We start from the raw sequence: 17616 nt of genomic DNA on the forward strand, positions 1-17616 counted from the left end.
GCGAACGGGGGTGCAGGGGGCGCAGCCCCCGCCCGGGGTTCGAGGGGCGGAGCCCCTCCAAGGGGGTCTGGGGCGCAGCCCCCGCCCGGGGTTCGAGGGGCGGAGCCCCTCCAAGGGGGTCTGGGGCGCAGCCCCAGGGGCTGAACCCATCAACCCGGCCGCACGGGTGGGTGGGTGGGCAAACCCCCCGGGGCCCGGGGCGGAGCCCCGAGGGGGCCAGCGTCAGGGGCGGGGGGGTTGCACGGAGCCGTCGGGGGCCGCGAGCAGGATGGGCGCGGCGGGACCCAGGTCCCGTACGGCCGCCACATCCGCCTCCGCCAAGACCCCCGCCTCCGTCACCACCGCCGCCGCCTCCAACGACTCCGCCCCGCTCGCCACCGCCATGGCCACCGCGGTCCGGAGCGCGGAAAGCTTCAGGGAGGGGAGCTCGACCGTACCGGCCACGTACGTGCGGCCCGTCTCGTCGCGTACGGCCGCGCCCTCGGGCACCCCGTTGCGGGCCCGCGCGCTGCGCGCGAGCGTGATGATCTTGCGGTCCTCGGGGTCGAGTGCGGTGCTCTCAGTCATGCCCCGAGCATAAGGACTGCCCGGGGCCGACGGATGCGGGGGCTCAGCCCTGGACCGCCTGGTCCAGCTTCTTGGCGACGGTGCCCGTGACGGCCTGGTCCTGCGCCGCCGGGATGCCGACCGCCTGCTTCCCCTTCGCGGTGAGCGCGCTCAGCGCGCCTCCCTTGCGGACCACGTAGTTGTGGAAGCCCATCTTGATCGGACCCATGTCCACGACCAGCTCGTAGCCGTGCGCCTCGGCCCCCGCCTTGTCCACCGGCAGCGGCTTCACGGTGACGGGGTACTTCTCGCCCTCCACGTCGACGGTGAAGGTGGCGCACTGGGTGAGGGTGGCCTCGAAGCCCTTGAGGTACCCGGCGGCCTTGTCGCCGTCGAAGCCGAAGACCTGCTGGAGGCCGTACTCGAAGTCGGCCGTCCGCCGGGTCGCGGCACCCATCGGGGCGGCCTCGCTCTGCATCAGCTGCATGAGCTTCTGGCACTCGGGCTTGGCGGCCTTGCCGAAGGTGAGGCCACCGGTGCCCGGGCCCGCCTTCCAGTCCGCCGGAACGTCCTTCTCGGTCAGCAGGGCCGCCTTGAGCTGGGCCTCGGTGACCGACCCCTTGGCGCCGCCCGAGGCACCCGAGGCACCCGAGGCACCCGAGGCACCCGAGGCGCCCGAGGCGCCCGGGGCCTGTGCCCGTCGACCGTATGTGACGGGCACCGGACCACTGCGGTCGCGTTCCTCAGCCGGCGATCGGATACATCGATCCCCGCCGCCCCTCCGGCGAGGTCAGCCATTCCAGTTTCTCCGCCGTGCCCGTGTCCGGGAGCGGGGTGTGCAGCACGATCACCAGGTCCGGGCGGGCCGGGACGCGCAGTTGGGTGGACTCGACGTGCAGGGCGCCCACGAGCGGGTGCTCCATCTCCTTGCGGAGCTGGCCGCCGGCCTGGACGTCGCGGCGCTCCCACAGCTCGACGAACTCGGGGCTGAGCTCCTTCGCCTGCTCGACCACCGCCTGGAAGCCCTCGTCGTCGGGGTGCTCGGAGCAGGCCGCGCGGAACTGCGCGACGACGTTGCAGGCGATCTCGTCCCAACGCCGGGCGCGGGCACGGTAGATGGGGTCGGTGAAGAACGCGATCAGGCAGTTCTGCACGATCTCGGGACGCATCCCGAGGACGAGCGCGGCCGACTCGTTGTACATGACCGTGTTCCAGTACGCGTCCATGATGTGCGCGGGGAACGGCATCCAGGCATCGATCAGACGCTGGAGCCCGTGGCACATGTCGGCGTTGGCCGGATCGACCTCCGGGGCGGGCGGGTTGAGCCCGGCGAGCACGTACAGGTGGCGGCGCTCGGCGCTGGTCAGCTGGAGCACCCGGCCGACCGCGTCCAGGACCTGCGGGGAGACCGTGATGTCGCGGCCCTGCTCCAGCCACTGGTACCAGGAGACCCCCACCCCCGCGAGCACCGCGACCTCCTCGCGGCGCAGTCCGGGCGTGCGGCGCCGGGCCCCGCCGTCGGGCAGTCCCGCCTGCGTCGGGGTGATCCGCGCGCGCCTGCTCATCAGGAACTCGCGCAGCTCACTGCGCCGGTGCCGGTCGATCGGTGTAGCCACGAAATCCCCCTGTCGGCTGCCTGGTGCTGCCACCAACAGGATAAGTTCCCACTCTCCACGGCCATTCCCGGACCACGAAGGTGTGGCCATGGCGATCGATACGACGACGACAACCACCGGCCCCGAGACGGCGGCCCCCACTCCCGGTCCGCGAGGAGATTCCGCACCCGGTTCCCCCGCGGCCGCCCGGCTCAGCGGCCGGGCCAAGCTGGTCCTCTTCGTGCTCTGCGCCGCCCAGTTCATGGTGGCGCTGGACTTCTCCGTACTGAACGTGGCGCTGCCCGCGCTCGGCAGGGACCTGGGGCTCGGCCAGTCGGCCCTGCAATGGGCGGTCACCGCGTTCGCGCTGCCCTCGGGCGGCTTCCTGCTCCTGTTCGGCCGCATCGCCGACCTCTTCGGCCGCAAGAAGCTGTTCCTGACCGGCCTCGCCCTGTTCGGCGCGGCCTCCCTGCTCGCCACCCTCGCCTGGGACCCGGCGTCCTTCCTGTCCGGGCGCGCCCTGCAAGGTCTCGGCGCGGCCGTCATCGTGCCGACCGGCATGTCCCTGCTGACCACGACGTTCCCCGAGGGCCCGCTGCGCGACAAGGCGCTCGGCATCTCCGGCACGCTGCTGTCGCTGGGCTTCACCATCGGCATGGTGCTCGGCGGCGTCATGACCGACACGCTCGGCTGGCGCTCGACGATGGGTCTGCTCGTGGCCTTCGCGATCGTCGTCCTGGCCCTGGCCCCCGGGCTGCTGCCCGAGTCCCGCACCCCCGAGCGGCCGCGCCTGGACGTGCCCGGTGCCGTCACCGTCACCGGTGGGCTGCTCGCGGTGATCTACGCCCTGTCGACGGCGGCCCAGCGCGGCTTCGGCGGCGCGGACGTGTGGGGCACCCTGCTCGTCGGCATCGCCCTGCTCGCCGCGTTCGTGGTCGTCGAGTCGAAGGCGTCGGCGCCGCTGGTCTCGTTGCCGATGCTGAAGCGCCGCACGGTGGCCTGGGGCAACCTGGGCGGTCTGGTCACCTTCTCGATGATGTCGACGGTCGTCTTCGTGCTGACCCTCTACCTCCAGGAGACCCTCGGCCTCTCGTCCTTCGAGACCGGCCTGGTCTTCGGGATCCAGGGCCTGGCGTCGGCCGTCGCCGGTACGTACGCGGCCCGGCTGATCGGGCGCTTCGGCTCCCGGCGCGTGCTGGCCGTCTCGCTGCTCGGCCAAGGGGCCTTCGTAGCAGCCCTGTTGGGGCTCGGCACCCACGCGGGCGCCCTGCTCGCCACCGTCGCCGTCTCGCTGGCCAGCATGTGCCACCTCGGCGCGATCATCTCGTACGGGGTGACCGTGACCAGCGGGGTGCCGGACGAGGAGCAGGGCCTGGCGACAGGTCTCGTCACCACCACTCAGCAGGTCGGCCTGACCGTCGGCATCCCGCTGCTCGGTGTGCTCGCCACCACGCAGGGCTCGCTGTTCGACGGGGTGCGCACGGTTCTCGCGATCGACGCGGTGATCGTGGTGGCGGCGGCCGCCCTGATCGCGGTCGGCCTCGGTCGCGGCCCCGGTCGCGGCCCCGGTCGCGGGAAGGCCTAGTGCCCCCGGCGGCCGGGCCGCGCCCGCTCCGGCCCGTTGATCCCGGGCCGGGCGGTTCAGGCCCGGGTGGCTCATGCCCGGGCGGTTCAGGCCCGGTCTAGCCGGAGGCGTTCGGCCTTCGGCAGGCCGGCGACCACCAGGTCGTACGAGTCCTCGATGAGTTCCCGGACCAGCCGGTCCGGGAGCTCGGCCGTGTTCACGGTGTTCCAGTGCCGCTTGTTCATGTGGTAGCCGGGCACGATCGCGGGGTGCTCCTCGCGGAGCCTGACCGCGTCGTCCGGGTCGCACTTGAGGTTGACCGTGAGCGGCTTCCCGTCGAGGGAGGTGAGCGCGAAGATCTTGCCGAGCACCTTGAAGACGGAGGTCTCCGGGTTGAACGGGAACTCCTCGGTCACGGCGTTGAACTCCAGGCAGAACGCCCGCAGTTGCTTCGGTGTCACGCCACGTCCTCCTCGTCCTCTTCGTCCTTGGTCGGCTCCACGAGCACCGTGACGATCTTGTTGCGGCGGCCGGCCGGGGACTCGGCGGTCAGCCGCAGCCTGCGGGCGTCGGGCAGTTCGACCACGGCCGTGGCCCCGGCGATCGGCACCCGGCCGAGCGATTTGGCGAGCAGCCCGCCGACGGTCTCCACGTCCTCGTCGTCGAACTCGTCGAAGCCGAACAGCTCGCCCAGGTCGCCGATGTCGAGCCGGGCGGTGACCCGGAAGCAGCCGTCCGCGAGCTCGGTGACGGGCGGCAGTTCGCGGTCGTACTCGTCGGTGATCTCGCCGACGATCTCCTCCAGGATGTCCTCGATGGTGACGATGCCGGCGGTGCCGCCGTACTCGTCGATGACGACCGCGACGTGGCTGCGCTGCTGCTGCATCTCGCGCAGCAGGTCGCCCGCGTTCTTGGTGTCGGGCACGAAGGCGGCGGGGCGCATCGCGGTGGAGACCAGGTCGGCCTCGGAGTCCCGGTTGATGTGCGTCTTGCGGACCAGGTCCTTCAGGTAGACGATGCCGACGATGTCGTCCTCGTTCTCGCCGGTCACCGGGATGCGCGAGAACCCCGAGCGCAGCGCGAGGGTGAGGGCCTGGCGGATCGTCTTGTAGCGCTCGATGCAGACGAGGTCGGTGCGCGGCACCATGACCTCGCGCACCAGGGTGTCCCCCAGCTCGAACACCGAGTGCACCATGCGGCGCTCGTCGTCCTCGATCAAGGACTCCGCCTCGGCGAGGTCGACCATGGCCCGCAGCTCGGCCTCGGAGGCGAACGGCCCCTTGCGGAAGCCCTTTCCGGGGGTGAGCGCGTTGCCGAGCAGGATCAGGAGCTGCGGGATCGGCCCCATGATCCTGGCCAGCGGCAGCAGCACGTACGCGGCGGCCGTCGCGGTGTTGAGCGGGTGCTGGCGGCCGATGGTGCGGGGCGAGACGCCGACGGCGACGTACGACACGAGGACCATCACGGCGATGGCCACGAGCAGCGCGGCCCACGTCTCGCCGAACTCCTCCAGGCACACGTACGTGACGAGGACGCCCGCCGCCATCTCGCAGGCGACCCGCACGAGCAGGGCGACGTTGAGGTAGCGGGTGGGGTCGGAGGCGATCTGGGCGAGCTTGGCGCTGCCGCGCCGGCCGGTGCGGACCGCTTCGGCCGCGCGGAAGGAGGAGATGCGGGCGAGGCCGGCCTCGGCGCAGGCCGCGAGCCAGGCCACGACGACCAGGGCGACGGCGCCCGCGATCAGCTGACCGGTCATGAGACGGTCGGCGCCGGGGAGGGACCGGTCAGGCCCTTCTCCGCACGCCAGCCGTCGACGATGGCCGCCTGGAGGCCGAACATCTCGGCCTTCTCGTCCGGCTCCTCGTGGTCGTAGCCGAGCAGGTGCAGCACGCCGTGGACGGTGAGGAGCTGGAGCTCCTCGTCCATGGAGTGCTGCGTCTCGGCGTCCTCGCCCTGCTTCTTGGCGACCTCGGGGCACAGCACGATGTCACCGAGGAGCCCCTGCGGGGGCTCCTCGTCGTCCTTCGACGGCGGACGCAGCTCGTCCATCGGGAAGGACATGACATCGGTCGGGCCCGGCAGGTCCATCCACTGGATGTGCAGCTGCTCCATGGCCTCGGCGTCCACGACGATCACCGAGAGTTCGGAGAGCGGGTGGATCCGCATCCGCGTGAGCGCGTAGCGGGCGATGTCGAGGATCGCCTGCTCGTCGACCTCGGTTCCGGACTCGTTGTTGACGTCGATCGACATGGTGCGCTCTGCTCTACTTCCCGTTTCGGCCGCCGCGACCTTCCTGGTCCTGGCGGCTGTCGTACTGCTCGTACGCGTCGACGATACGGCCGACGAGCTTGTGCCGTACGACATCCTGCGAGGTGAGCCGGGAGAAGTGCACGTCGTCGACGCCGTCCAGGATGTCCTGGACCTGGCGCAGACCGCTCTTCGTGCCGTTCGGCAGGTCGACCTGGGTGACGTCACCGGTGATGACGATCTTCGAGTCGAAGCCGAGCCTGGTCAGGAACATCTTCATCTGCTCGGCGCTGGTGTTCTGCGCCTCGTCGAGGATGATGAACGCGTCGTTGAGGGTGCGGCCGCGCATGTACGCCAGCGGGGCGACCTCGATCGTGCCCGCCGCCATCAGGCGCGGGATCGAGTCGGGGTCGAGCATGTCGTGCAGGGCGTCGTACAGCGGGCGCAGATACGGGTCGATCTTCTCGTAGAGCGTGCCGGGCAGGAAGCCGAGGCGCTCGCCGGCCTCCACCGCGGGCCGGGTCAGGATGATCCGGGTGACCTGCTTGGACTGGAGGGCCTGGACCGCCTTGGCCATGGCGAGGTAGGTCTTTCCGGTACCGGCGGGGCCGATACCGAAGACGATCGTGTGCTTGTCGATCGCGTCGACGTACCGCTTCTGGTTGAGGGTCTTGGGGCGGATGGTGCGGCCGCGGCTGGAGAGGATGTTCTGCGTGAGCACCTCGGCCGGCGTCTCGCCGTGTCCGTTGCCGTCGGCCTGGCTGCCGTTCGCCCTGCCGTTGCCGTTGCCGCTCGCACGGAGCATGGCGATCGAGCGTTCCACTGCGTCCTCCGTCATCGACTGCCCGGTGCGGAGCACCAGCATCATCTCGTCGAACAGTCGCTGGATGAGGGCGACTTCCGTCGCGTCCCCCACGGCGCTGATCACATTGCCCCGTACGTGGATGTCGGCCGACGGGAAGGCCTTCTCGATCACGCGCAGCAGGGAGTCGCTCGAACCCAGGACGGTCACCATGGGGTGCTTGGCCGGAATGGTGATCTGGGCGTGCGCCTGCGGTTGTGTGGGTGTCTGAGTCATGGGCCGGCTCTGGGGCCTGCACATACCTCCCGTTGCAGGGTCCTCGCTGTTCGAGAGCCTCTGGGATACCAAGCGTACGACTTGCCGTGCGGCGCGCCGAGAGGTTTTCCACCCCGCGTGGTTTTCGGGGGTGGCGCCCCGAGCCCCGGGGGGGCGGGCGCCCGCCCCCCGGGTCCTGGGTCCTGGGTGCCCTCAGCCCCTGGGTCCTGGGTGGCCCCGTCCCCCCTCCGTCTGCGGACGGCGTCCCCGGGGCGCCGCCCCTGGGACCCGCGCCGCAGGCGTTACGCCGGGTGGCGGAAGCCCAGGGTCGGGAGGGCTCGGCGCAGGGGCCAGGTGCGGGCCGCGCCGGGGAGCAGGGCGGAGAGGAAGGCGTAGCGGCGCAGGGCCGCCGGGTCCTGGTCGGGCAGGGTCCGTACGCGCTCCCACCAGCTGGCCACCTCCGCCCAGCCCGGCGCCGAGAGCGATCCCCCGAACTCCTGGACCGAGAGGGCCGCCGTCAGCCCCGCGAAGGCGAGGCGGTCGGCGAGCGGCCAGCCCGCCAGGGTGCCGGTGACGAAGCCGGCCACGAAGACGTCGCCGGCTCCGGTCGGGTCGAGGGCCTCCACCTCGATGGCCGGGACGTCCGCCGTCTCCCCCGTCGCGCCGTCCACCGCGTACGCCCCCTCGGAGCCCAGCGTCACGACCGCGAGCGGCACCTTCTCGGCCAGCGCGCGCGCCGCGGCCCGCGGGCAGTCGGTGCGGGTGTAGCGCATCGCCTCGGCGGCGTTGGGCAGGAACGCCTCGCAGTGTTCGAGCTCGGGCAGTCCCGCGAGGTCCCAGCGGCCGGTGTCGTCCCAGCCGACGTCCGCGAAGATCCGCGCACCCGAGCGCGCCGCGTCCTCGATCCAGCCCTCGCGCCGGCCCGGCACCAGCGAGGCGACGGCGGCGCGGGCCCGGGGCGGCCCGTTGGGCGCGGACAGTTCGTGGGGTGCCTCGTGCCCGTGGGTGACCATCGTGCGCTCGCCCTCGTACGCCATCGAGACGGTGACCGGGGAGTGCCAGCCGGACACGGTCCGCGACAGCGACAGATCGATGCCCTCGCCCTGTTCGAGCGCGTCCCAGCAGTACTCGCCGTAGTGGTCGTCGCCGAAGGCCGCGGCCAGCGAGGTGCGCAGGCCCAGGCGGGCGAGCGCGGTGGCCATGTTGGCGACGCCGCCGGGGCTCGAACCCATGCCGCGGGCCCAGGACTCGGTGCCGCGCACCGGTGCCGAGTCGAGCCCGGTGAAGATGATGTCGAGGAAGACCGTGCCGGTGAGGAAGACGTCGCAGGGCGGATCGCGCGGGTCGCGCAGCCCGTCGAGCGGGTCGACCCGTGAGGACCGTCGCGGCTCGGCGCCCGGGGCACGGCGATGCGGGTTCCACTCGGCGGGCTCGGGCACGGGCTCGGGCGCGTGTCCGGGGCCAGGCAGCCGGGGCTCGTGGTGCGGGTGGGACGGCTGCTCTCTGCTGTCTGGTGTCGTCACGGCGGGCTCTCCGTTCGCGTACAGATCTGGCAAGTCTGCCCGATGCGCACCGGAGAAGGGCCGCCGCGGTGCCGCTACCAGCGCGGAAGTGCCGGAGCCGTCCAGTCGGCGTACTCCGGTGCCCGCCGCATCGCGGCCGCGTCGTCGCGGTCGCGCAGGGCGCCGTCGTCGTCGAGCCAGCGCCGGTGCAGCCGGGCCAGTTCGGTGCGGTCGAGCTCGACGCCGAGGCCGGGGGCGTCGGACACCGCAAGGCGTCCGTCGCGGAACGCGTGCCGGACGGTGATCACGTCCTCCGTCTGCCACGGGTAGTGGCTGTCGCAGGCGTGGTTGAGGTTGGGGACGGTCGCCGCGACGTGGGTCATCGCGGCGAGGCTGATCCCCAGGTGGGTATTGGAGTGCATGGACAGGCCCACCCCGAACACCCGGCAGATCGCGGCGAGTTCACGCGTGTTGCGCAGACCGCCCCAGTAGTGGTGGTCGGACAGGACGACCTGCACGGCGTCGCTCAGGAAGGCCTCGCGGATCTCGGGGAACGTCGTCACGCACATGTTGGTGGCGAGCGGCACCGAGGCGCCCCGGGACACCTCGGCCATGGCGGCCGTGCCCGGCGCCGGGTCCTCCAGGTATTCGAGTACGTCGGCGAGTTCGGCGGCCACCCGCAGCGAGGTCTCCGGTGTCCAGCCGCCGTTGGGGTCGAGCCGGAGCGGGTGGCCGGGGAAGGCGGCGGCCAGGGCGCGGATCGCGGCGACCTCCTGCTCGGGCGGGAAGACGCCGCCCTTGAGCTTGAAGGAGCGGAAGCCGTACGCGCGCACGAAACGGCGGGCCTGCCCGACGATCCCCGCGGGGTCGAGCGCCGCGCCCCAGGAGTCCTTCTCGCCCGCGCCGCCCGGGTGTTCGGCCCAGCGGTAGAAGAGGTACGCGCTGTACTCCACGGCGTCGCGGACCTTGCCGCCGAGCAGGGTGTGCACGGGTACGCCGTGGATCCTGCCCAGCGCGTCCAGGCAGGCCACCTCGAAGGCGGAGACGACGGACAGGCGCAGCTTGTCGGCGGTCTGGGCGCCGCGCAGCCCGCCGACGCCCACCGAGGCATCGATCCGGGAGGCGTCGACCGCGATGTCGTCCATGGATGTGAACAGTCCGTTGAGGTCGGCGAGGTCATGGCCGACCAGCGCCTCGGCGTACGGGCGGGCCAGTTCGAGGTACTTGGTGTCGCCGTACGTCTCGCCGATGCCGGTCACCCCCGCGTCCGTGACGACCTCGACGATCAGACGGGGCGTGTAGGGCTGGTGCACGCCCTGGACGTTGAGGAGCGGGGGGTCGCTGACGAGGACGGGGGTGAGCCGCACCCCGGCGATCCGTCGCACACCTTCGGAGGCAGCTCGATCCATGGGGTCCCGTCCATCCGTCCGGCCGCTCACTCATCCATCAACGCAAATCGAGACTAGATATGTGAACGATCACCGTCAAGGGTCACGCTCTCCCGCCACCCGGCCCCAACTCCCCTCCCCCTCCGCGAAATTCGCTCTTCTACCCGGCGAATCCCAGGACAAACGAAACGTGACCCAGATCACTCCGTCCTGACTTTTCGTGTCCTCGGGACGCTTGATACAAATTGGCCTCGCGATCCCGTACAACACCGGGCGCATCCCCCCTCTTTGACCTCTCTGCCCCACGGGCACTGTTCCTTGGAACGCCCATGTCCGCACGCCCTCGTGCCGCCTGGCCCCTGGTCGCCGTCTTCACCGCCGGTTACCTCGCCGCCTACCTCCTCCCCACCGTCGTCGGCCGGCTCTCGGCCGGCCTCGGACTCTCCCCCGCCGAAGCCGGACTGGTCGGCTCCGCCCTCCTGTTGAGCTCGGCCACGGCCGGTTTCACCCTCGCCTCCAGAGTGGAACAGCACGGGCCGCGCCGCCTCGCCCGCTACGGCCTCGTCCTCGCCGTCACCGGGTACGGCGCCGCCGCCCTGACCACCCTGGTCCCGCTCGTCGTGGCGGGCGCGATGGTCGGCGGGCTCGGCTCCGGTACGGCCACGGCGGTCGCCGCGGCCGGCATCGCCGCCCAGCGCGACCCCCACCGGGCCTCCACGCTCGGCCTGCTCTCCGTGTCCGCGACGGCCGGCGTGCTCTATCTGACGATCCCTCACCTCGGCAGCGGCCACGCCACCCCGCTGGCCTCCATCGCCGCCGTGGCACTCCTGGTGTGGCCCGCCACACGATGGCTCCCGGACGCCTGCGGTTCGGCTCCGCAGGTGGAGACCGTCCAGGTCGCGGCGGGCGTACGGCTTCCCCACCGGCGCTCCGGCACGGTCCTGGCCGCGACCATGCTCTGCTGGTCCCTCGCGCAGAACGCGCTGTGGGGCGTGAGCGGGCGGATCGGCCTCACCCAGGCCGGGCTGACCGAGGTCACCGTCGGCATGGTCTTCGCGGCCGGGCTCGGCGCGGGACTGCTCGGGGTGCTCGGCGCGGGTGCGCTCGGCGCGCGGCTCGGCCGTGCGGTGCCGATCGGGGCGGGTACGGCGGTCATCGCGGCCTGCATCGTGGCGAGTTCGTCGGCACGGGGACTGCTGTCCTTCGCGACCGGAGAGATCCTCTGGAACGTCTTCTACCCGGTCGTCCTGTCCTATCTGATCGGCCTGTCCGCCTCGCTCGACCCGCGCGGACGCTGGGCGGTGCTCGCGGGCTCCGCGTCCTCGCTCGGGGTCGCCTGCGGGCCGCTCACCGGAAGTCTGCTCTCGGAGTACGCCGGGTACCGGGGCATGGGGCTCGTGCTGTGCGCGCTGCTGCTGCTCATCGCGGCGCCGATGACGGCGGTTGCCCTGCACACGTCCGGACGGCCGTTGGTGCCGGGGTCCATCCGGCGGCGGGGCGGCATGCCCGCGGCGGTGGTCGCGGGGCGGGGGGCCGCCTCCGCGGCGCTGCTCCCGCAGATCGGCGTGCCCGAGCAGGAGGTGGCCGAGATCCCGATCCGCTCGCGGGCGAGACGCCGCCGCAAGGTCCTGGCGTCCTGAGCCCTTCCCACCCCGCCCCTTCCCACCCCGCCCCTTGCCGCTGCGACGCTCTGGGGCTCCGCCGCGCGGCCTCCCGCGACCAGCCGCGCACGCCCCGCAGCCGAACCGGGGGGGCGGGGCGGAGCCCCAGGAAAGCGTGGTCACCCGGGGCTAGGACTCCGGGAAGTCGTAGGCCTCCACCTCCGCGAGGTACCGCGCACGACGCGGCTCGTCGTCATCGAGGAACGCCGCCTCGAAGGAGTTGCGGGCCAGCTCCCGGAGCCGCTCCGGGGAAAGCCCCAACGCCTCCCGCACCGCGCGGAAGTTGTCCTCCACGTACCCGCCGAAGTACGCGGGATCATCGGAGTTGACCGTGCACAACAGTCCCGCGTCCATCATCGCCGGCAGCGGATGCTCCGCGAGGACGTCGACCGCCCGCAGCCGCACGTTGGACAGCGGGCACAGCGTGAGCGGCACTCGGTCGCGGACCAGCCGGGCGACCAGGTCAGGGTCCTCCAGGGCGCGCAGGCCGTGGTCGATCCGCTCCACGCCGAGCAGATCCAGCGCCTCGGTGATGTACGCGGGCGGCCCCTCCTCCCCCGCGTGCGCGACCCGGCGCAGGCCGAGCGCGGCGGCCGCCTCGTACACCTCGCGGAACTTGGCCGGCGGATGCCCGACCTCCGCCGAGTCGAGGCCGATGCCGGTGATCCGGTCCAGGTACGGCCGGGCCGCCTCAAGGGTGAGCAGCGCGGACTCGGCCGGCTCGTCGCGCAGGAAGCACATGATGAGCCGGGTCGAGACGCCGTGGCGTTCCTCGCTCGTGGACAGGGCGCGCCACAGGCCCTCCACGACCGTGCCGATGGAGATGCCGCGCGCCGTGTGCGCCTGCGGGTCGAAGAAGATCTCGGCGTGCCGCACGCCCTGGGCCGCGGCGCGGGCCAGATACGCGTCGGCGAGCGCCGCGAAGTCGTCCTCGGTCCGCAGCACCGTCATCAGCGAGTAGTACAGGTTCAGGAAGGACTGGAGATCGTCGAAGAGGTACGCCTTGCGGAGTGCCTCGGTGTCGGCGTACGGCAGCTCGACGCCGTTGCGCGCGGCGAGTTCGAAGGCCAGCTCGGGTTCGAGGGTGCCTTCGATGTGGAGGTGGAGTTCGGCCTTGGGGAGGGGCGCGAGGAGCGGGGTGGGGAGCGGAGCGGGGAGGGGCATGGGGGCTTCCTAGGGTGGTGCTCGGTGCGGTGCTTCAGGTGGTGCGCTTGGGGACCGGGACCCTGATGAGGTCGGCGGCCACGGTCAGCTCGCCCTCGAATCCGGCGGCCCTGGCCTGCCGCTCGAACTCCTCCGGGTCGGAGTACCGCTGCGAGAAGTGGGTGAGGACCAGATGGCGTACGCCCGCGTCCCGGGCCACCGCCGCGGCCTGACCAGCCGTCAGATGCCCGTGGTCGACGGCCAGTTGCAGGTCCCCGTCCAGGAACGTCGACTCGATGACCAGCATGTCGCAGCCGTCCGCGAGCTCGTGGACGCCGTCGCACAGCCGGGTGTCCATGACGAACGCGAACCGCTGGCCGCGCCGGATCTCGCTGACGTCGTCGAGGGCGACGCCGTTCAGCTCGCCCTCGCGTTGGAGGCGGCCCACGTCGGGGCCCCTGATGCCGCGCTCGGCGAGCAGCTCGGGCAGTATCCGCCGCCCGTCGGGCTCGACGAGCCGGTAGCCGTACGACTCCACGGGGTGCGAGAGCCTGCGGGCCTCAAGGCGGTACGCGTCGGTCGTGGCCAGCACCGCGCCCTCCCCCGCGACCGGCTCCTGGCCGAGCGGGACGGACTCCCGGTAGGCGGTGGCGTACCGCAGCCGGTCGAAGAAGTGCTCGCCGCTGAGCGGGTAGTGCGCGGTGACCGGGTGCGGCACCCGGTCGAGGTTGATCCGCTGGATCACCCCGGCCAGGCCGAGCGAGTGGTCGCCGTGGAAGTGCGTGACGCAGATCCGGTTGATGTCGTGGGCGGCGACCCCGGCCCGCAGCATCTGGCGCTGGGTGCCCTCGCCCGGGTCGAAGAGGATGCCCTCGCCGTCCCAGCGCAGCAGGTAACCGTTGTGGTTGCGGTGCCGGGTGGGGACCTGGCTGGCGGTGCCGAGCACCACCAATTCACGTACGGACACGGTGAGTTGCCTTGCTGTGCGCACTGTTCGGGGTGGCAGTGGTGGGGGGCGGTCGGGACGGCCGGGGGTGGCCGGGGGTGGCCGGGGGTGGCCGGGGGTGGCTATCCGGGCGGCCACTGGAGGCCGCGGCCTCCGAGGACGTGGGCGTGCGCGTGGAAGACGGTCTGGCCGGCGCCGCTGCCCGTGTTGAACACGATCCGGTAGCCGGTGCCGTCGATCTTCTCCTCGCGGGCGACCTCCCCGGCCTCGCGCAGCACGTCCGCGGCGATGGCCGGCTCGGCGGCGGCGAGGGAGGCGCCGTCGGGGTGGTGGACCTTCGGGATGACCAGGACGTGGGTTGGCGCCTGGGGGTTGATGTCGCGGAAGGCCACGGTCGTGTCGGTCTCCCGCACGACGGTCGCCGGGACATCGCCCGAGACGATTTTGCAGAACAGGCAGTCCGCCTGCGGCTCTCCGGCCACGGTCCGGTCCTCCTTGGTCGCGTTGATCAGGTAACCGCATGCTACTCAACGCGTTCGGGCGGGGTGCGGAGCGCGGGGTGCGGTGGGCGTACCTGGGGCGGGCCTACTTGCCCTGGAAGGACGGCGTGACGGTGACGGTGGCGGTGACGGTCGTGGTCACCGTGACGGTGGGGCGGCCGCCGGGCGCGGGGGCCGTGGGACCCGTCGTCGGGGCGGGCGCGGTGCAGTTGCCCAGGACACTGGCGCGGAAGACCGTCCGGCCGGACACCTTGGCGGTCAGGTCGCCCTTCACACAGCGGCCCTCGACCTCCTGGGTGACCTTTCCCTTGACGCTGATCGGCTTGCCGTCCTTGGTCTCGCCCCGGCAGTCCACATCGGCGACCTGTTTGGTGGTGCCGGCCACCGAAGGGGTCGCGCTGGGGCCGGAGTTGAGGACGGCGTTGCAGGTGAGCCACTTGACGTCGACGTGCTCGTGCGCGAGGGCGGCCGTCGCGGTCTGCTCGGTGGTGACGGCGACGGCGGCGGAGTTGAGGCCGCCGATGGGGTCGCAGGCGGTTGCGCCGCCGATCGCCAGTGCGGCGAGCAGTGGGATGGGCAGCGCGCGGTATGCCGTGCGGTGTGCCGTGCGGCGCGGGTGGTGGTTCGAGTGGTTCGACCTCTGGGCCCCCATGAGCGCCAGGGTGCCACCGCGGCCCCCCGCGCGAAAGCCCCCCACCGGCCATCCCCCCTTTCGGGGCCCGCCCCGACCCCCAACCCCACGCCCCGGGGCTCCGCCCCGACCCCGGCGCCCCACGCGTCGCCCGTCCACCGTGCGTGGCTGGTCGCGCAGTTCCCCGCGCCCCTTAACCCCGTCCTCGTCCGCAGGCCGCGGTCACTTCTCGCTCAGTTCCCCGCGCCCCCAAACCCGTCCTCGTCCGCAGACCGTGCGTGGCTGGTCGCGCAGTTCCCCGCGCCCCTCAACCCCGATCCCGTCCGCGGATCGCGGTCGCTTCTCGCGCAGTTCCCCGCGCCCCCAAACCCCGATCCCGACCTCGGACCGTGCGTGGCTCGTCGCGCAGTTCCCCGCGCCCCTTAACGCCGATCTCGTCCGCGGACCGTGCGTGGCTCGTCGCGCAGTTCCCCGCGCCCCTGTAGGCGACCCTAGCCATCCCGGTGCTGGCCCGCATCGGGCATCTTCAGCCCGTCATGGGGGTCCCCCCTGGCCCTTAAGGCCTTGGGGGAGATTGAGGACGAGCGCCCTTCAGGCGCGAACGGGGTCCGGGGCGGAGCCCCGAACGGGGGTGCAGGGGGCGCAGCCCCCGCCCGGGGTCCGAGGGGCGCAGCCCCTCAAGGGGGTCTGGGGCGCAGCCCCAGGGGCTGGACCCATCAACCCGGCCGCACGGGTGGGTGGGTGGGCAGGCCCCCCGGGGTCCGGGGCGGAGCCCCGAGGGAGCCGGAACCCGCCAACCCCGGGCAACGGGCGGGCGGGCGGGCAAACCCCCCGGGGAGCGGAGACGCTCAGGACCAGCGGCCCGTCCGGGCCAACAGGACCGCGGCAGCCGCCGTACCCGCCGTCGACGTACGCAGCACACTCGCCCCCAGCCGGTACGGCCGCGCCCCCGCCTCGGCGAACACGGCCAGTTCCTCCGGGGAGACCCCGCCCTCGGGGCCCACGACGAGGACGATCTCCCCGGTCGCGGGCAGCTCCGCCGTGGCCAGCGCACCGGAGGGATGGTCGCGGTCCTCGTGGAGGACCATCGCGAGGTCGGCGCCGGCCAGGAGCGGCGCGAGCTGCTTGGTGGTCAGTGCCTCACGCACCTCGGGGAACCGCACCCGGCGGGACTGCTTGCCGGCCTCGCGGGCCGTACCGCGCCATTTCGCGAGGGACTTGGCGCCGCGCTCGCCCTTCCACTGGGTGATGCAGCGCGAAGCCTGCCAGGGCACGATCGCGTCCACCCCGGTCTCGGTCATCGTCTCCACGGCGACCTCGCCCCGGTCGCCCTTGGGCAGCGCCTGCACCACGGTGATCCGTACCGCGGGCTCCTCCTCGGCCGCGGCGGAGGTGACCCGTACGACCAGGCGGTCCTTGCCCTCGGCCGCCACGACCACCGCGTCCGCCCAGTGGCCCGCGCCGTCGGTGAGGGTCACCTGTTCGTCGGCGCGCAGCCGCTTGACGGAGACGGCGTGCCGGCCCTCCGCCCCGTCCAGGACGAACTCGCCGACGCCCGGCACCGTGTCGACGACGAAGACCGGGGCGGTCATGACGTACTCCTCTGGTTCTTCAGGTTCTGCAAGGTGGCGGTCAACTCGGCTGCCGCTTCGTCGAGTTCGGCCGCCAGGACCTCGACGAGCCGGCCCGCGGGAAGCTCCCGCGCCAGCCGGTGGCCCTGCCCCGCCCAGAGCGCCATGCCCTGGGGGTCGCCGGCCGCCGCCGCGGCCTTGCGCAGCCCGGAGGTGAGCTGGTGCACCTGGGGGTAGCCCGCGGGGGCGTACGGTCCGTGCTCGCGCATGAAACGGTTCATCAGGCCCCGTGCGGGCCGCCCGGAGAACGCGCGCGTCAACTCGGTGCGTACGAAGAGGGGGTTGGTGAGGGCCTGCTTGTGCAGCACGTTCGCGCCGGACTCGGGGCACACCAGGAACGCGGTGCCCAGCTGAGCGGCGGACGCGCCCGCCGCGAGCACCGCGGCGATCCCCGCGCCCCGCATCAGGCCGCCCGTCGCCACGATGGGCAGCTGCACCGCCTCGCGGACGAGGCCGATCAGGGTGAGCAGGCCGATGCCGGAGCCGCCGGCCTCCGGGTCGTCGCGGTGGGTGCCCTGGTGGCCGCCCGCCTCGACGCCCTGCACACACACCGCGTCCGCCCCCGACCACTGCGCGACCTGTGCCTCCTGGGGCGTGGTCACGGTGACGATCGTGTACGTGCCCGCTTTCGCGAAGGCGTCGAGGGTGGCCCGCTGGGGGCAGCCGAAGGTGAACGAGACGACCGGCACCGGGTCCTCGCGCAGGATGGCCAGCTTGGCCTCGTAGTTGTCGTCGCCGCCGGCGTCCGTGTCGCCCAGCGGGGTCTCGTACCAGGAGGCCTCGCCGGCGAGCTGGTGGCGGTAGACGTCGATGGCGGCGGGGTCGGTGTGCGGCTCCTGCGGCATGAACAGGTTGACGCCGAAGGGCTGGCTCGTCAGCCCGCGCACCTGCTTGATCTCCTGGTACATGCCGTCGGCGGTCTTGTATCCGGCCGCCAGGAAGCCGAGCCCTCCGGCCTCGGAGACGGCCGCGGCCAGAGCCGGACCGGAGGCGCCGCCCGCCATGGGCGCCTGCACGATCGGATACCGGCAGAGATCGGTCAAAGCCATGCCCGCATCGTGCCACGACGTAGCTCCCGTACCGAATCGTCTCTTCCGTCCGCGGTGGTGAGGCCGGTCACGTGTCCGGTACACGGACACCCCGGAGAACACGGAAGGGGCCACGGGGTGAATCCCGTGGCCCCTTCCGCACGGCCCGGCGGCCGT

The 17616-nt window shown here is 72.6% G+C and carries 17 protein-coding genes; 2 read left to right on the forward strand and 15 right to left on the reverse strand.

Annotation, left to right across the window (positions count from 1 at the left end; genetic code table 11):
* Positions 1-222 precede the first annotated feature (222 nt).
* Genes ACFYNP_RS08685 through ACFYNP_RS08695 form a run of 3 tightly spaced genes read right to left on the reverse strand, consistent with a single transcriptional unit; the run spans position 223 to position 2111 of the window.
* Complete coding sequence (locus tag ACFYNP_RS08685; protein ID WP_388783848.1) at positions 223-567, reverse strand: cytidine deaminase; 345 nt, start codon at positions 565-567, stop codon at positions 223-225.
* A gap of 43 nt (positions 568-610) precedes the next feature.
* The gene (locus ACFYNP_RS08690) at positions 611-1267 is read right to left on the reverse strand and encodes a hypothetical protein (protein WP_388783851.1); all 657 of its coding nucleotides are present in this window, start codon (positions 1265-1267) and stop codon (positions 611-613) included.
* Between the two features lie 22 nt (positions 1268-1289).
* Positions 1290-2111 (reverse strand): helix-turn-helix transcriptional regulator, encoded by an 822-nt coding sequence (locus ACFYNP_RS08695; protein WP_388784307.1) that lies wholly within the window; start codon positions 2109-2111, stop codon positions 1290-1292.
* 139 nt (positions 2112-2250) lie between these two features.
* On the opposite strand from ACFYNP_RS08695, the gene ACFYNP_RS08700 reads away from it, so the two are divergent.
* Positions 2251-3726, forward strand: a complete 1476-nt coding sequence (locus ACFYNP_RS08700) for an MFS transporter (RefSeq protein ID WP_388783854.1) — start codon at positions 2251-2253, stop codon at positions 3724-3726.
* Between the two features lie 86 nt (positions 3727-3812).
* On the opposite strand, the gene ACFYNP_RS08705 is transcribed toward ACFYNP_RS08700, so the two are convergent.
* The 6 genes from ACFYNP_RS08705 to ACFYNP_RS08730 all read right to left on the reverse strand — a co-directional run bounded on the left by ACFYNP_RS08705 (position 3813) and on the right by ACFYNP_RS08730 (position 9920).
* A complete protein-coding gene (locus tag ACFYNP_RS08705) occupies positions 3813-4166 on the reverse strand; it encodes an MmcQ/YjbR family DNA-binding protein (RefSeq protein WP_388407574.1) in 354 nt (117 codons plus the stop codon).
* Entirely contained in the window at positions 4163-5461 is a 1299-nt protein-coding gene (locus ACFYNP_RS08710; protein WP_388407571.1) for a hemolysin family protein, read from the reverse strand. The genes ACFYNP_RS08705 and ACFYNP_RS08710 overlap by 4 nt, the downstream gene beginning before the upstream one ends.
* The gene (gene ybeY / locus ACFYNP_RS08715; protein ID WP_100578292.1) at positions 5458-5955 is read right to left on the reverse strand and encodes an rRNA maturation RNase YbeY; all 498 of its coding nucleotides are present in this window, start codon (positions 5953-5955) and stop codon (positions 5458-5460) included. The genes ACFYNP_RS08710 and ybeY overlap by 4 nt, the downstream gene beginning before the upstream one ends.
* 13 nt (positions 5956-5968) lie before the next feature.
* Complete coding sequence (locus ACFYNP_RS08720) at positions 5969-7030, reverse strand: PhoH family protein (protein ID WP_351689206.1); 1062 nt, start codon at positions 7028-7030, stop codon at positions 5969-5971.
* 281 nt (positions 7031-7311) lie between these two features.
* Complete coding sequence (locus tag ACFYNP_RS08725) at positions 7312-8361, reverse strand: PfkB family carbohydrate kinase (RefSeq protein ID WP_388408471.1); 1050 nt, start codon at positions 8359-8361, stop codon at positions 7312-7314.
* Positions 8362-8606: 245 nt separating this feature from the next.
* On the reverse strand, positions 8607-9920 hold the full coding sequence (locus ACFYNP_RS08730; protein ID WP_388783856.1) for a glucarate dehydratase family protein: 1314 nt from the start codon (positions 9918-9920) through the stop codon (positions 8607-8609).
* A 308-nt stretch (positions 9921-10228) separates the two neighbouring features.
* Here ACFYNP_RS08730 and ACFYNP_RS08735 point away from each other — a divergent pair, with 308 nt between their 5' ends.
* Entirely contained in the window at positions 10229-11539 is a 1311-nt protein-coding gene (locus ACFYNP_RS08735) for an MFS transporter (RefSeq protein WP_388783858.1), read from the forward strand.
* A 150-nt stretch (positions 11540-11689) separates the two neighbouring features.
* Here ACFYNP_RS08735 and ACFYNP_RS08740 read toward each other — a convergent pair whose 3' ends face one another.
* The 6 genes from ACFYNP_RS08740 to ACFYNP_RS08765 all read right to left on the reverse strand — a co-directional run bounded on the left by ACFYNP_RS08740 (position 11690) and on the right by ACFYNP_RS08765 (position 17460).
* Positions 11690-12724 carry an adenosine deaminase gene (locus ACFYNP_RS08740; RefSeq protein WP_388407562.1) on the reverse strand — a complete coding sequence of 345 codons (1035 nt, stop codon included), beginning with the start codon at positions 12722-12724 and terminating at the stop codon, positions 11690-11692.
* A gap of 34 nt (positions 12725-12758) precedes the next feature.
* Positions 12759-13670: a ribonuclease Z gene (locus ACFYNP_RS08745; protein ID WP_388407560.1), complete on the reverse strand. Its 912-nt coding sequence runs from the start codon at positions 13668-13670 to the stop codon at positions 12759-12761.
* Between the two features lie 101 nt (positions 13671-13771).
* Complete coding sequence (locus ACFYNP_RS08750) at positions 13772-14131, reverse strand: histidine triad nucleotide-binding protein (RefSeq protein WP_388407558.1); 360 nt, start codon at positions 14129-14131, stop codon at positions 13772-13774.
* A gap of 103 nt (positions 14132-14234) precedes the next feature.
* Positions 14235-14801 carry a hypothetical protein gene (locus ACFYNP_RS08755; protein ID WP_388783861.1) on the reverse strand — a complete coding sequence of 189 codons (567 nt, stop codon included), beginning with the start codon at positions 14799-14801 and terminating at the stop codon, positions 14235-14237.
* An 827-nt stretch (positions 14802-15628) separates the two neighbouring features.
* Positions 15629-16372: a 16S rRNA (uracil(1498)-N(3))-methyltransferase gene (locus ACFYNP_RS08760; RefSeq protein ID WP_388783864.1), complete on the reverse strand. Its 744-nt coding sequence runs from the start codon at positions 16370-16372 to the stop codon at positions 15629-15631.
* A complete protein-coding gene (locus tag ACFYNP_RS08765) occupies positions 16369-17460 on the reverse strand; it encodes a nitronate monooxygenase (RefSeq protein WP_388407551.1) in 1092 nt (363 codons plus the stop codon). Before ACFYNP_RS08765 ends, ACFYNP_RS08760 begins: the two co-directional genes overlap by 4 nt.
* Positions 17461-17616 lie beyond the last annotated feature (156 nt).

This window comes from Streptomyces sp. NPDC006691, assembly GCF_042869955.1.
Classification (GTDB): domain Bacteria; phylum Actinomycetota; class Actinomycetes; order Streptomycetales; family Streptomycetaceae; genus Streptomyces.

What these genes read in the sequence shown, in the direction of transcription:
- ACFYNP_RS08685 (WP_388783848.1), bottom strand. Translation starts at nt 567, where the DNA reads ATGACTGAGAGCACCGCACTCGACCCCGAGGACCGCAAGATCATCACG.
- ACFYNP_RS08695 (WP_388784307.1), bottom strand. Translation starts at nt 2,111, where the DNA reads ATGAGCAGGCGCGCGCGGATCACCCCGACGCAGGCGGGACTGCCCGAC.
- ACFYNP_RS08700 (WP_388783854.1), top strand. Translation starts at nt 2,251, where the DNA reads ATGGCGATCGATACGACGACGACAACCACCGGCCCCGAGACGGCGGCC.
- ACFYNP_RS08710 (WP_388407571.1), bottom strand. Translation starts at nt 5,461, where the DNA reads ATGACCGGTCAGCTGATCGCGGGCGCCGTCGCCCTGGTCGTCGTGGCC.
- ybeY (WP_100578292.1), bottom strand. Translation starts at nt 5,955, where the DNA reads ATGTCGATCGACGTCAACAACGAGTCCGGAACCGAGGTCGACGAGCAG.
- ACFYNP_RS08720 (WP_351689206.1), bottom strand. Translation starts at nt 7,030, where the DNA reads ATGACTCAGACACCCACACAACCGCAGGCGCACGCCCAGATCACCATT.
- ACFYNP_RS08730 (WP_388783856.1), bottom strand. Translation starts at nt 9,920, where the DNA reads ATGGATCGAGCTGCCTCCGAAGGTGTGCGACGGATCGCCGGGGTGCGG.
- ACFYNP_RS08735 (WP_388783858.1), top strand. Translation starts at nt 10,229, where the DNA reads ATGTCCGCACGCCCTCGTGCCGCCTGGCCCCTGGTCGCCGTCTTCACC.
- ACFYNP_RS08740 (WP_388407562.1), bottom strand. Translation starts at nt 12,724, where the DNA reads ATGCCCCTCCCCGCTCCGCTCCCCACCCCGCTCCTCGCGCCCCTCCCC.
- ACFYNP_RS08755 (WP_388783861.1), bottom strand. Translation starts at nt 14,801, where the DNA reads ATGGGGGCCCAGAGGTCGAACCACTCGAACCACCACCCGCGCCGCACG.
- ACFYNP_RS08760 (WP_388783864.1), bottom strand. Translation starts at nt 16,372, where the DNA reads ATGACCGCCCCGGTCTTCGTCGTCGACACGGTGCCGGGCGTCGGCGAG.
- ACFYNP_RS08765 (WP_388407551.1), bottom strand. Translation starts at nt 17,460, where the DNA reads ATGGCTTTGACCGATCTCTGCCGGTATCCGATCGTGCAGGCGCCCATG.